This window comes from Nocardia sp. NPDC051833, from assembly GCF_040681225.1.
Classification (GTDB): domain Bacteria; phylum Actinomycetota; class Actinomycetes; order Mycobacteriales; family Mycobacteriaceae; genus Nocardia.
The window spans coordinates 2,272,740-2,285,219 of record NZ_JBFAYK010000001.1; the positions used below are offsets into that span (position 1 = coordinate 2,272,740).

Sequence of the window (12,480 nt, forward strand, 5' to 3'; positions counted from 1 at the left end):
CGGCCCCCGACCCCAGGGCGGACCCGGTGTGCCGCCGGGCCGTCCGATCGATGGTCCCGGTGGTCGTCCGGCATCCGGTCCGGGCAACACCCCGGGCGGCCCCGGTCCCCAAGGTGCGTCTGGTGCCCAAGGTCGGCCTGCGGCCCAGGGCGGCCCAGGCGCGCTTGGCGGCCAGAATGGGCCCGGCGCGCAGGGTGGACCCGGCGCTACCTTCGGTCGATCCGGCAATGCGCCTGGTGGACAACAGCATTCGGGCCAGGGTGGGCCTCGGGTGGCGGGCGGCCCTGGCACGCCGCCGCACGCGGGACGTCCCGGTGCGGGCCCCGGCGGGCAACAACCTTCCGTGCCCGGCGCGCGGCAGGGTTTCGGTCCGGGCAACGCACCCGGGCAGCCCTCCGCTCGCCCCGGCGGACAGCCGGGTTCCAGCCCGGGCGATGATGGCCGGCGCCCCGCAGGTCCCGGGTCCGAGCGCCCTTCGGACGCGCGCGGACCACAGGCCGCCGGTCCCGGTAGCGGGCCTGGCTCGCAGCGAACCTCGGGTCCGGGCGCACCGCAGGTGGGTCGCGCGCCGGGCGCACCGGCCGGTGGTCGACCCGGCAATGCGCCTGGCGGACAGCCCGTTTCGGGTCCGGGCAACAGTGGCGGCGTCTCGGCGGGGGCCTCGCCGCTGGCTGGTCTCTCGCAGGGCCTGCCCGGTGGGGATCGCGCGGACCAGAGCGGTGCGGACCCGGCGGAACGCGGCAACGAGCGCCCCGCCGACCTCGCCGGACCGGACGCACCCACCACCGCGATGTCGATCCCGGGCCGGAAACCGGCCACCAAGGCCGAATCCACCGACGACCGCACGGTCAAGGTCACGAGCGCACAGTCCAAAGCGGCCCAGGCCGACATCTCGACCGCCGAGATGAACCAGGCCGACCGCCCGTCGAAGCCGGACGCGAAGCCCGGCAAGGCAACTGCCGCGGCAGCAGGCGTCGCGGTCGGCGCGACCCTCGCCGGAGCCGCCGCCGTGGGCGCACGCGATTCCGACACGGACCAGGCAGCAGACGCGGCCACCAGCACCCCTGAAGACTCAGCGCAGGCGGACCGTAGCGCCGGTGCGAGTGATGCGACTCGAAGTGGTGAGTCCCCGGCTACCGACACCACGACGGATGCCGATGCCGCAGCAGCAGGCGGCTCACCGACCAGCACAGGCGCCGCGGGCTCAGATGCCGCAGGCGCTGGCACAGCAGCCGCTGGCGCAGGCGCGGGCGGGCCAGGCGCAGCGGGCGCAGGCGCAGGCGCAGGCGCAGGCGCAGGCAACGCTGGCGCGGCAAGCGCAGGCGCAGGCGCAGGCAACGCTGGCGCGGCAAGCGCAGGCGCAGGCGCAGGTGGCGCAGGCGCGGGCACAGCAGGCGACGCTGGCGCGGCAGGCGCAGGCGCAGGTGGCGCAGGCGCGGGCGGGCCAGGTGCGGCAGGCGCAGGTGGCGCGGCAGGCGCTGGCGCGGCATCGAGCGCAGGTGCCAACGCGGCTGGCTCACCGACCGGGGCGGGCGGTGCGGCGGCTGGATCGAAATCCGGTGACGGAGGTGCTGATTCGGCAGCGACCGGCTCCGCGGGGGCTGGAGACAGCGCTGCGGCGCGTGCGGACTCTGCGGCAGCCGCGGGGGCTACCGCCCAGGCGGGTGGTTCCGCGAGCGGTGGCTCGGCCGGCGCCGCGGGCGTGCAGGCAGACGGCACCGGGGCCGACGGATCGGCGGCAGCTGGTCCGGTGGCAGGCGGGGCTGGGGCGAACGCCGCCGGTCCACGCGGTGCCGAGGCCGCGCACGCGGATGCCGACGCGCCCACGATCTCCGGAGTTGTCGCCGGCGAGGGTGTTTCGCGGTCTCGGGATGTCGACGCGACCGAGAAGTTCCAGACCGCAGCGGGTTCCGGCGACAAGCGCACGCCGCAGGGAGCGGGTACCGAGCAGGGAGGCCGACCCGGCGCGGACGCGGGTAATCGGCCGGGCGCTGCCGCTGCGGCGGCGGGGGCGGCGGGCGCTGCCTCGTTGCGCAAGGGCGGGGGTGAGCCGCCCGCGTCGGAGGATCAGACGATCGCGATGCGAGTGGTGAATCCGGCGGACGCGCCGACCACCGCCATGCCGGTGCAGCGGCCGCAGGGCACGGATCGGGTGGTGCCGCCGTCGGGTGGCAGGCCGATGACGCCGCCGCCGAACACGCCGCGTGGGCCCGCGGGGCCGCGGCAGGCCGGGCATCAGGGACCCGCCGGGCCGCACGGGCCGGGGGTCGAGGAGACCCAGCCGTCGCCGCCGCGTGCGCCGATCGCCCCGCCCAAGCCGGCCTCGGCGCCGTCGCCCGCCGACATCCAGCCGACGCGCCCCGCGCAGCAGCTGGCCGAGGGCAAGCGTCAGGTCGCCCCGCCGGAGGCACCGCGCCCGGTCGCGCCGCCGCAGCGGATCGAAGCTCCGCAGGAGCCCGCGGCCGACAAGCCGGCCCGCTCGAAGCGCTGGCTGCTGGCTGCGGCAGGCGCCGCGGTGCTGGTCATCGCCCTGATCGTGACCGTGGTGACGCTGATGACCGGCGGGGACAACTCGCCGGAGGGCCAGGTCCGCACCGCGATCGGCGCCTACGCCGACGCGCTGGGCTCCGGCGACCTGGACGACCTGCGGTCGAGCACGTGCGGCCAGCTGCACGACTTCTACCAGGGCATCACCGCCGACCAGTTCAAGGGCGTGCATCAGCTCTCGACCGAGCGCGGTTCCATCCCGGTCGTCGCCAGCGTGGATGCGGTGCGCATCACAGGCGACACCGCGCTGGCCGAGGCGACCGTGTACACCTCGGCCGATCCGGCGAAGCGGACCGCGCGGACCTTCGACCTGCAGCGCACCGACGGTAGCTGGAAGGTCTGCGACCCCGCGGGCACCCCGTAGCAGCGGTGTCGACCCGTCGTAGCGGCAGTTCATGGCCGCTATGACGGGTCACACATAACTGGTCATCCGCTTGGGTACTCGAGTAACATTTTCCGGATCATGAGCAGGGAACAGACAGTGTCGCAGCCGGGCACCGAAGCTGTGGTCCCGGATGCGGCGCTGGTCGGCCAGCGCTTCGGTTTCCGCGATCACTACGAGGTCGGCCGCGAGAAGATCCGGGAATTCGCCAGGGCCGTGCAGAACACGCACCCCGCCCACCACCAGGAAGTCGACGCGCGCAAGCTCGGGTACGACGGCGTCATCGCGCCGCCGACCTTCGCCTCGGTGATCGGGATGAGCGCCACCAGGGCGCTGCTCGACAGCGTGCTGACCGAGTACGACCTCTCCCAGGTACTGCAGACCGACCAGGTCTTCGAGATCTACCGGCCCATGCTGGCCGGCGACCGGATCCGCACCGAGATCGAGATCGAGTCGATCCGCCAGTTCGGCGACAACGACTTCGTCAACGTCGGCTTCAAGCTGATCAACTCCGACGACGAGATCGCCGTGCAGGGCACCACCACCATCGTGGCCCGCCGCGGTGTCGAGGTGGACCCGAACATCGTCGAGGCCGTCGAGAACATCAGCATGCACGCCCGCCCGGCGGCCATCGCCGGCGTCGACACCGACGACATCCTGATCCGCCGCACCGGGCCCGCACCCGCCGCCCCGGAACGTGAATTCGCGCCGGTCAACACCGTCCCCGAGTTCGGCTCGGTGGCCAAGGGCGACGAACTGCCCGCCGGTATCGCCAAGGTGACCCGCGGCGACCTGGCCAACTACGCGGGCGTCTCCGGCGATCCGAACCCGATCCACTTCAGCGATCGCGCGGCCGAACTGGCCGGCCTGCCGACCGTGGTCGCCCACGGCCTGCTCACCATGGGCCTGGCCGCCCAGTACCTGAGCGACTGGCTCGGCGATCCGACCGCCATCGCGAAGCTGGCCGTGCGCTTCTCCGGTTTCGTGCCGGTGCCGCCGGCCGCCGCGGGCGTCATCGAGTTCTCCGGCAAGGTGAAGTCGGTCGACCCGGAGCGGCGCGGCGCCACCATCCTGCTGAGCGGAATCTCCGAGGGCCGCAAGCTCTTCGGCCGCGCGGTCGCCGAAGTCCGCCTCACATAACCGCCTCCCCGCGATTTCTGGCCAGGCTCAGGCGGGTGTCTTCTCGGGCCGGCGTCCGACGGTCCGTGCGGTGATCAGTCAGCCCGTTCCCGGCGAGTTACCCATGTGCTTGCGAAATACGTGGGTAATTCGCCGGAGCTTCATGCGACGGCGATGAAGGTGAGGATCGTGGCGCCGATGCGGATGAGGTCGCCGTCGGCGAGCAGGGCGCCGCTGTCGATCGGCACCTCGTTCACGTAGACGCCGTTGGCCGAATGCAGGTCCTTGATCAGCAGGCCGGCGCGGCTCGGCATGATGTGGGCGTGGTAGCGGCTGGCCTTCGGGTCGTCGAGGACCAGCTCGTTGTCGGTCATCCGGCCGATCCGTAGGCCGCCGTGCGGAATCGGGATGGTGCGGCCGTCGGCGAAGCGCAGGTTGCCGTTGCGGATCGAGCGCGGCACCTCGGTGACCGTCTCGGTCATGGCGGCCGCGAGCTGCTCGGATCGCTTGGCCTCCACCACATTCAGCGGTTCCTGCCGCAGCACCCGCTGTTCCAGGTCGATCAGCGCGGCGCCGGGGTCGATGCCGAGTTCCTCGGCCAGCACGGCACGCACCCGGCGGCACGCCTCCAGCGCGTCGGCCTGGCGCCCGGACAGGTAGAGCGCGGTGATCAGCTGACCCCACAGCGGCTCGCGCAGCGGGTGCTCGTTGGTCATCGAGACCAGCTCGCCGATCACCGAAGACGCTCGGCCGCAAGCGATCTCGGCGTCGACGCGGGCGGAGACGGCCAGCAGCCGCTCCTCGTCCATCGCCGTGGCGAAACCGTCGGCGAACTGCAGCCCGGCCAGGTCGGCCAGCGCGCGGCCGGACCATTCCCGCAGCGCGGCACCGAACAGATTGGCCGCGCCGGGATGATCGCCCACCTCGAGGCAGCGGCTCCCGGCCTCGCGCGCGTTCTCGAAGCGGCCGAGATCGCACGCGGTGTCCGGGATCTCGAGCCGGTAGCCCGCGCCCTCGGTGCGCAGGACCTGAGCCGAGTCGATGCCCGCGTTGCGCAGGGCCTTGCGGATGTTCGAGACGAACACCTGCAGGCTGGCGGCGTAGGAGTCCGGCGGATCCTCGTTCCAGACCATCTCGGCCAGCACGGCAGAAGACACCGCGCGCCGTCGATTGACGGTGAGCGCGGCTAGCAGAGCGCGCGGCTTGGGCCCGCCGACCGCCACCGGCTCACCGCCGACCAGCAGTCGAACGGGCCCGAGCACACGGACATCAAGACTCATGAGCTCGGGCCCCGTTTGATTGTCGCGAAAGGCCGATCAGGAACCGCTGACGGAGCGTCCGGCCGACTTCAGGTCGTTGCAGGCCTCGACGACGCGCGCGGCCATCGAGGTCTCGGCCTTCTTCAGGTAGCTGCGCGGGTCGTAGACCTTCTTGTTGCCGACCTCACCGTCGATCTTCAGCACACCGTCGTAGTTGGCGAACATGTGGCCGGCCACCGGGCGGGTGAAGGCGTACTGGGTGTCGGTGTCGACGTTCATCTTCACGACGCCGTAGCGCAGCGAGTCCTCGATCTCGGACTTCAGCGAGCCCGAACCACCGTGGAAGACGAAGTCGAACGGCTGCGAGCCCTCGGGCAGCGCCAGCTTGGCGGCCGCGACGCGCTGGCCCTCGGCCAGCACCTCGGGCTTGAGCACCACGTTGCCCGGCTTGTACACGCCGTGCACGTTGCCGAAGGTGGCGGCCAGCAGGTACTTGCCGTTCTCCCCGGCGCCGAGCGCGTCGATGGTCTTCTCGAAGTCCTCGGGCGAGGTGTAGAGCTTGTCGTTGATCTCGGCCTCGACGCCGTCTTCCTCGCCACCGACGACGCCGATCTCGACCTCGAGGATGATGTTGGCGGACTTCGAGAGCTTCAGCAGCTCCTTGGCGATCTCGAGGTTCTCGTCGATCGGGATGGCCGAGCCGTCCCACATGTGCGACTGGAACAGCGGGTTCAGGCCGTTGTTCACCCGCTCCTGCGAGATGGCCAGCAGCGGACGCACGTAGGTGTCCAGCTTGTCCTTGGGGCAGTGGTCGGTGTGCAGCGCGATGGTCACGTCGTACCTGGCCGCCACCACGTGCGCGAACTCGGCCAGCGCCACCGCGCCGGTGACCATGTCCTTCACGCCGAGACCGGAGCCGAACTCGGCGCCACCGGTCGAGAACTGGATGATCCCGTCGCTGCCCGCGTCCGCGAAGCCCTTGATGGCGGCGTTGATCGTCTCCGACGAAGTGCAGTTGATAGCCGGGAATGCGAACGAGTGCGCCTTGGCCCGGCCGAGCATCTCGGCGTAGACCTCCGGAGTCGCGATAGGCACAGCAGTGACCTCCGTGTGTGGGGAGCGAAAAACCAATTCTGTCAGGCGTCAGCCTACTGTGGGCCACTCATGTCACAGATTCGCCCGGTACTGTGGGGGCCGTGACTTTGCTGGCGGTATCCGATGCGGTGACGAACAACCTTGCGTTGACCCAGTTGCTGGACCCGATGTATCTGCTCCAGGAGACCTGGCTCAAGAACGCGGTCCTACCCGCCATCCTGGCGATCGTCTTCATCGAGACCGGTCTGCTGTTCCCGTTGCTGCCCGGTGACTCGCTGCTGTTCACCGGCGGCATGCTCGCCGCGCAGCCGAACCCGCCGGTCTCCATCTGGGTGCTCGTGCCGCTGGTGATCCTCGTCGCGTTCGCCGGTGACCAGTGCGCCTACTGGATCGGCCGACGGATCGGTCCGGCGATCTTCCGCAAGGAGGACAGCCGCTTCTTCAAGAAGCAGTACATCACCGAGACGCACGAGTTCTTCGAGAAGCACGGCCCCAAGACCATCATCCTGGCCAGGTTCGTGCCGATCGTGCGCACGTTCATGCCGGTGCTGGCCGGGGTGTCCAAGATGGACTACCGCAAGTACGTGGCGTTCGACATCGTCGGCGCGGTGCTCTGGGGTGGCGGCGTCACGGTGCTCGGCTACTTCCTCGGCAACGTGCCCTTCATCCGCGACCACATCGAGGGCATCTTCCTGCTGATCGTGTTCGTCTCGATCCTGCCCGCGATCATCACCGTCGGTAAGAAGGTGCTCGACAAGCGTCGCGGTACCGAGCCCACCGAGGACGCGCCCGCCGCCGAGCTGGCCGCTTCGGCGAACGAGATCCGCTGAGCAAGTGACCGCAGTACCGTCGACCCTGGCTCTGGGCAGCTTCGATCCACTGATCTCGGCAGGCCCCGCCGTGGTCTGGACGGTTGTACTCGTCTTCGTCTTCCTCGAATGCGCCTTCATCATCGGGCTGTTCCTGCCCGGTGACTCGATGCTGATCACCGCCGGCATCGTGATGGCCTCGCACGCCAACGGCGAAGCCCAGGTCTGGGCCTTGTCGCTGGGCACCATGGTGGCCGCGATCGCGGGTAACCAGGTGGGCTATGTCGTTGGCCAGCGCACCGGGCATCACCTGGTCGCGCGCAAGAACGGCCGCTATATCAACACCAGGAATCTGGCCAAGGTCACCGCGCTGCTGGAGAAACACGGCTTCCTCGCCGTGCTGGTGGCGCGCTGGATTCCCTGGGTGCGCACGCTGTGCCCGATGGTGGCTGGCGCGGCCGGGATGGACCATCGCCGCTACACCGTCGCCAGTACTCTCGGGGCGATCATCTGGGCCCCGGTGCTGCTGCTGATCGGCTACTACGCGGGCGAGTTCCTCGAGCAGGTGCCGTGGCTGATGCCCGCGGTGATCGGCACGATGATCGTCGGCCTGATCATCGGCACGATCCTCGGCCTGCGCCACTACCGCCAGGAGATGGCCAAGCCGGCCGAGGACTTCGATGTCGAGCGGGCGCCCAGCGTCGTCGGCGAGGCCGAACGCTGACGCTCACAGCCCGGCGGCGGTGACCTGGTAGGCGGCTTCCATCAGCATCCAGCCGGACAGCTGCACCGACAGGTCGCGTTCCGGCACGACCGAGGCCGTCACGGAGCCGCCCGCCGTGAACTTGCCCGCACCGGCCGTGCCGCCGGGTAAGCGGGCGGGCTTGCTCCAGTCGTGGCCGAACAGCGGTTCGCCCTCGACCTCGAGCCGGTTGGCCCAGGCCGCGGTGGCGGACGCCTTCACGATGGCCGCCGCGGTCCGCCGATCGGTCTCCTGCTGCTTGCCCTCGCCGGGCAGCATCAGCGCGACGACCGCCAGGTAGCGGGCCAGGATGCCGTTGAACAGGCCGCCGTCGCCACCGCCGCCACCGGAGATCACCAGGCGGGTGGTCATGTGCTCCTCGACGGCGGCCAGCAGGCGGCCGACCCGCGCGATGTGCCGCTCGTCGTCGTCGATGTGCACGGCCAGCTCGGTCTCCAGACCGAGCACGACGCCCTGGCAGTAGCTGAACACCGGCCGCTCGATCTCGCCGGACGGCAGGTGGATGCCGTCGAGGATCAGACCGGACTCGGGATCGCGCAGGGTGGCGTCGATCCAGTCGGCCATCTCCTGCGCGCGCTCGACCCGGCCCAGCCGCAGCAGCGCGATGCCCGCCGGGCCGTTGGCTGGCGCGTTGAAGAAGTCCGAGCGGACCCGCCACGGGATGCCGCCGCCGGTGTCCGGGTCCCAGGCGCCGTAGAGCTGCTGTTCGAGCGCGGCCAGGCCGCGCCGGGCCTCGGTCAGGTCCTGGGTGCGCTCGGCGCGTTCCAGCGCGATCGCGAGCCAGGCCATGTCGTCGTAGTAGCGGTTGGTCCAGCCGGTGATGTTGCGCATGCGGATGGCGCGGGCGATCGCGCCGATCCGCCTGCGCCGGGCGGGGGTGGGCACCCGGTTGGCGGCGTCGACCGCGATGTCGAGCAGGTGCGCCTGCCACCAGTAGTGCCAGCCGGCGAAGGCGCGTTCGCGCCGGGTGGCCGGCCAGCCGACGACACCCAATTCCGTTCCGGGACAACCCCACAGCATGCGCAGGTGCCGCGAGATGATCGCGGACTCGGCCATGTCGGCACGCTCGGACCACAGCGCCGGTGTCGGCACGGATCCGGCGCGATCAGTGGGCTGTGGGCGCCGGCCGCTGCGCGAGGTCATAGCACCATGGTGCCAGTTGCTGCCCGGTTTCCGCGCCCGTTCTGTTACCGATTCGAGGCTGATTCGATCACAACCGGGCCGATACACACATGGACACGGTCAGGAACCGACCGCTACCAGGCCAGCGAGAGGTCGGCGTGTTGCCTGATCCAGGCGTGCATGGCGATCCCGGCGGCGACGCCGGCGTTGATGCTGCGCGTTGAACCGAACTGGGCGATCGAGACCGTCAGCGCCGCAGCATCTTTCGCGTCGTCGCTGACGCCGGGCCCTTCCTGGCCGAACAGCAGCAGGCAGTCGCGGGGCAGTCGCGCGGTCTCCAGCGGGACGGCGCCGGGCACATTGTCGACCGCGACGACGGTCAAACCCCGCCCCGCGGCGAATCCGCGCAGCTCGGCCAGGTCGCTGTGGTGCACCAGGTGCTGGTAGCGGTCGGTGACCATGGCGCCGCGCCGGTTCCACCGCCGCCTGCCGACGATGTGCACCGCGGCCGCGGCGAAGGCGTTGGCGGTGCGGACCACCGTGCCGATATTGGCGTCGTGCCCGAAGTTCTCGATGGCCACGTGGAAGGGGAAGCGGCGCGCGTCGATGTCGGCGACGATCGCCTCACGAGTCCAGTACCGGTAGGCGTCGACGACATTGCGCCGGTCACCCTCGGCCAGCAGCACCGGGTCGTAGCGTTCGTCGGTGGGCGCCGGGGTGCCGTACTCCTGCTCCCACGGCCCGAGCCCGTGCGGATGCTCGCCCCATTCGGTCGGACCCGCGACCTCGACCTCGGGCGATGGCACTGACTCGTTCACCCGGAGAATGCTAGGTGGACCTCGGCTAGGCCGTTGATTCGGCTGCCCCCACGAGGACGAACACCACCACACTCGCCACCGTGACGAGCAGCCCCACCACGAGCACCGCGGTGCCGACGATCCCCATGATGTAGCCGGCGTACGCCTGCGAACGGCCACCGACCCGGCCCTGCGACGCGTCGATCTCCGCGAGCACGGAGCGGCCCTTCGCCCAGGCGAACGGCGCGAGGATGCCGCACAGCGCGAGTCCGAGGATGCCGAGGATCAGCGCCGTGGTCGCCTGCGGATGATCCGGCGGCGGCCCGTAGCCGGGATATCCCTGCGGCGGGGGCTGAGTGCTCATGCGCGAATCGTAATCCCGGACGCCCCGAAGCGGGCGGTGACGCGACCTATCCTGGAGGCGTAGGGCTCACGGGTGGTTGTCGGTATGGAGCACACGCGCATTGTTCAGGCGCTGACCTGCGTCGTCGCGATGTATCTGGTCGCGCTCGCGGTCTGGCTCGGCTGGCTCGCCCCGCGTACGCCGCCGGGCACGATGCCCTACCAGGTCCTCATCATGGTCGGGTTGTTCGGTTCCTGCGCCGGTATCGCGATGGCGATCGCGTCCATGCCGACCAGGGCCGACCGCAAGCTGCGCAGGCACGGGCTGGAGGGCTGGGCGCGCATCGACGGCATGCGCCCGCTGGCGCGCACCGATCATTCCAGTGAGCTCACCGAATTCGACGTCGAGCTGACCGTGCCGGGGTCGGCCACCTATCACGGGAAGATCGTGGTCGACGTGATGCCGGTCGACAAATCCCGGATGACGATCGGCCAGACCATCCCGATCCGCGTCGACCCGCTGAACAGGAACCGCATCATGCTTGTGCTGTAGCCCCCGGCGTCGGCAGGCCGACGATCGGTTTGCCGCGGCGCAGGGTGCGTTGCCAGCGCTGGAAGTCGAAGACGGCGGGTTCGGTGCTGTCGATGAAGGCGCGGATCAGTTTCACGAAACGGTCCGGGTCGTAGTGGTGCGGGAAATGTCCAGCGCCGTCGAAGATCTCGAGCATCGAGCCGGGGAACGCGCGGTGGGCGCGTTCGGCGTGGCCGGAGGGGATGACGGTGTCGCGGGTGCCGCCGATGATGAGCGTCGGCAGGTGCGCGGCCAGGTAGCCGCGGTCGAGCATGGTGATGGACTGTCCGTGCCGGTCGGCGGCGGCGCGAATGGTGCGCAGGAACGCGTTGCGCGCGCCGGTGTCGGACAGCTGGCCGTAGAGGCGAAGCACGTAGTCGACGTCCGGGCCGAGACCGAGGCCACCGAGCCCGTTGACCACCGGGATCGCCGCGCGCACGACGGTGCGCACCGGCCAGCTGGTCACCGCCATCAGTCCGGGACCGGCGCCGGGCAGCGTGGCCAGCCGGAACGCCGGATGCACCCCCGCGCCCATCCCCGCCGGGCAGACCAGCGCCAGCCGCTCCACCTTCTCCGGGAACTGGTAGGCGAACTGCATCGCGACGCCGCCGCCGAGCGAATGCCCGACCACGGTCACCCGCTCGAAGCCGAGCACGCTGAGCAGGTCACGCATGCCGTTCGCGTAGGCGGCGACGGCGTAGTCGGCCCGGGGCTTGTCCGATTCCCCGTGGCCGAGCAGGTCGGGCGCGAGCACGGTGAAGTGCTCGGCGAGCGCGTCGAACACCGGCGCCCAGGTCCCCGAGCTGTCGGAGATGCCGTGGATGAGCAACAGCGGCGGCCCCGACCCCGCCATCCGGAACGCGCGGCGATAGCCGTGCACCTCGATGAACTGCACTTCCCCGGTCATCTTCGAAGCGTGCGCGGCCGGTGTTGCCGCCCGAGGACGCCCAGGTAAGCGCTGTGTGACAGGGAGTATCAGGCACCGCGCCGAGGCGTGCCCACCTCCGGGTCGGTGAGGAGATACTGCGCGGCCGCATAGGTGGCCAGGATGACGCCTTCGCTGATCCGGCGGGTCCGGTCGTCACGCGCGAACAGGCGGCGCAGCACGATCAGGCCGTCCGACACCGTGAACAACAGCGCGCCGACGCCCAGCCTGCTGCGCGGGTCACCGTTCGGGATGTTCAGTCCGGCGACATTGCGCGCCCCGGGCGCCAGGGCCGGATCGGACGCCAGCGTCGCGGCGGTGCCGAGCGTGGCGCCGTAGGCGGTCAGCGGCACCGCGAGCACCGGGGCCTTGGCCCGCAGCAACCCGGCCGCACCCGCCCACGCCGCCAGCCGGGGCGCGGCGATCGCGGCACGCGGCCTGGCACCGCGCCGCCACCACAGCATCGAGTAGCCGGTCTGCATGACGGCGAACGAGGACGCGCCCGCGATCAGGCGCTTGTCGTCATCGGGGTCGATCAGCAGCACGTCACCGACGGTGGCCGCGGCCAGCGAGCCGAGCAGGATGCGGCGTTCGGCCGGATCCAGCTCGACCCCGCTGGTGACGGTGTCGGCCGCCAGCAGTGGCATGAGCAGTGGCTTGGTCAGCCATTGCAGCCGTTCGCGACCGGTGACGGCACCGAAGACGGTGACCGCCGCCGCCGCGAGATATCCGGCTCGCAGCGGTCGCAC

13 protein-coding genes are annotated in these 12,480 nt (G+C 70.8%); 5 read left to right on the plus strand and 8 right to left on the minus strand.

Going from position 1 to position 12,480, the window contains the following annotated elements:
• Positions 1-1,133: 1,133 nt before the first annotated feature.
• The gene (locus AB0L91_RS10265; RefSeq protein ID WP_365008841.1) at positions 1,134-1,520 is read right to left on the minus strand and encodes a hypothetical protein; all 387 of its coding nucleotides are present in this window, start codon (positions 1,518-1,520) and stop codon (positions 1,134-1,136) included.
• A 230-nt stretch (positions 1,521-1,750) separates the two neighbouring features.
• On the opposite strand from AB0L91_RS10265, the gene AB0L91_RS10270 reads away from it, so the two are divergent.
• Positions 1,751-2,911, plus strand: a complete 1,161-nt coding sequence (locus AB0L91_RS10270) for a hypothetical protein (RefSeq protein ID WP_365008843.1) — start codon at positions 1,751-1,753, stop codon at positions 2,909-2,911.
• Between the two features lie 99 nt (positions 2,912-3,010).
• Complete coding sequence (locus AB0L91_RS10275) at positions 3,011-4,069, plus strand: fused (3R)-hydroxyacyl-ACP dehydratase subunits HadA/HadB (protein WP_365008845.1); 1,059 nt, start codon at positions 3,011-3,013, stop codon at positions 4,067-4,069.
• 140 nt (positions 4,070-4,209) lie between these two features.
• On the opposite strand, the gene AB0L91_RS10280 is transcribed toward AB0L91_RS10275, so the two are convergent.
• Complete coding sequence (locus AB0L91_RS10280; protein ID WP_355274732.1) at positions 4,210-5,328, minus strand: BTAD domain-containing putative transcriptional regulator; 1,119 nt, start codon at positions 5,326-5,328, stop codon at positions 4,210-4,212.
• Positions 5,329-5,364: 36 nt separating this feature from the next.
• Positions 5,365-6,402 (minus strand): class II fructose-bisphosphate aldolase, encoded by a 1,038-nt coding sequence (gene fbaA / locus AB0L91_RS10285; protein WP_355274735.1) that lies wholly within the window; start codon positions 6,400-6,402, stop codon positions 5,365-5,367.
• A gap of 167 nt (positions 6,403-6,569) precedes the next feature.
• Here fbaA and AB0L91_RS10290 point away from each other — a divergent pair, with 167 nt between their 5' ends.
• Positions 6,570-7,232, plus strand: a complete 663-nt coding sequence (locus tag AB0L91_RS10290; protein ID WP_365011234.1) for a VTT domain-containing protein — start codon at positions 6,570-6,572, stop codon at positions 7,230-7,232.
• Positions 7,233-7,236: 4 nt separating this feature from the next.
• A complete protein-coding gene (locus AB0L91_RS10295) occupies positions 7,237-7,935 on the plus strand; it encodes a DedA family protein (protein WP_355274738.1) in 699 nt (232 codons plus the stop codon).
• A 3-nt stretch (positions 7,936-7,938) separates the two neighbouring features.
• On the opposite strand, the gene AB0L91_RS10300 is transcribed toward AB0L91_RS10295, so the two are convergent.
• The 3 genes from AB0L91_RS10300 to AB0L91_RS10310 all read right to left on the minus strand — a co-directional run bounded on the left by AB0L91_RS10300 (position 7,939) and on the right by AB0L91_RS10310 (position 10,257).
• On the minus strand, positions 7,939-9,030 hold the full coding sequence (locus AB0L91_RS10300; protein ID WP_355275407.1) for a glycoside hydrolase family 76 protein: 1,092 nt from the start codon (positions 9,028-9,030) through the stop codon (positions 7,939-7,941).
• Between the two features lie 200 nt (positions 9,031-9,230).
• A complete protein-coding gene (locus AB0L91_RS10305) occupies positions 9,231-9,914 on the minus strand; it encodes a TrmH family RNA methyltransferase (protein WP_365008849.1) in 684 nt (227 codons plus the stop codon).
• 25 nt (positions 9,915-9,939) lie between these two features.
• Positions 9,940-10,257 (minus strand): DUF4190 domain-containing protein, encoded by a 318-nt coding sequence (locus AB0L91_RS10310; RefSeq protein ID WP_365008850.1) that lies wholly within the window; start codon positions 10,255-10,257, stop codon positions 9,940-9,942.
• Positions 10,258-10,341: 84 nt separating this feature from the next.
• Between AB0L91_RS10310 and AB0L91_RS10315 the strand changes: the two genes are divergently transcribed.
• Positions 10,342-10,788 carry a hypothetical protein gene (locus AB0L91_RS10315; protein ID WP_365008852.1) on the plus strand — a complete coding sequence of 149 codons (447 nt, stop codon included), beginning with the start codon at positions 10,342-10,344 and terminating at the stop codon, positions 10,786-10,788.
• Here the strand turns inward: AB0L91_RS10315 and AB0L91_RS10320 are convergent.
• Both AB0L91_RS10320 and AB0L91_RS10325 read right to left on the minus strand, forming a co-directional pair.
• Complete coding sequence (locus AB0L91_RS10320; protein ID WP_355274747.1) at positions 10,772-11,713, minus strand: alpha/beta fold hydrolase; 942 nt, start codon at positions 11,711-11,713, stop codon at positions 10,772-10,774. The genes AB0L91_RS10315 and AB0L91_RS10320 overlap by 17 nt on opposite strands.
• A gap of 68 nt (positions 11,714-11,781) precedes the next feature.
• Positions 11,782-12,480, minus strand: coding sequence for a lysoplasmalogenase (locus AB0L91_RS10325; protein WP_365008855.1), 699 nt, complete (start codon positions 12,478-12,480; stop codon positions 11,782-11,784).

What these genes read in the sequence shown, in the direction of transcription:
- AB0L91_RS10275 (WP_365008845.1), top strand. Translation starts at nt 3,011, where the DNA reads ATGAGCAGGGAACAGACAGTGTCGCAGCCGGGCACCGAAGCTGTGGTC.
- AB0L91_RS10280 (WP_355274732.1), bottom strand. Translation starts at nt 5,328, where the DNA reads ATGAGTCTTGATGTCCGTGTGCTCGGGCCCGTTCGACTGCTGGTCGGC.
- AB0L91_RS10290 (WP_365011234.1), top strand. Translation starts at nt 6,570, where the DNA reads ATGTATCTGCTCCAGGAGACCTGGCTCAAGAACGCGGTCCTACCCGCC.
- AB0L91_RS10300 (WP_355275407.1), bottom strand. Translation starts at nt 9,030, where the DNA reads ATGGCCGAGTCCGCGATCATCTCGCGGCACCTGCGCATGCTGTGGGGT.
- AB0L91_RS10310 (WP_365008850.1), bottom strand. Translation starts at nt 10,257, where the DNA reads ATGAGCACTCAGCCCCCGCCGCAGGGATATCCCGGCTACGGGCCGCCG.
- AB0L91_RS10315 (WP_365008852.1), top strand. Translation starts at nt 10,342, where the DNA reads ATGGAGCACACGCGCATTGTTCAGGCGCTGACCTGCGTCGTCGCGATG.
- AB0L91_RS10320 (WP_355274747.1), bottom strand. Translation starts at nt 11,713, where the DNA reads ATGACCGGGGAAGTGCAGTTCATCGAGGTGCACGGCTATCGCCGCGCG.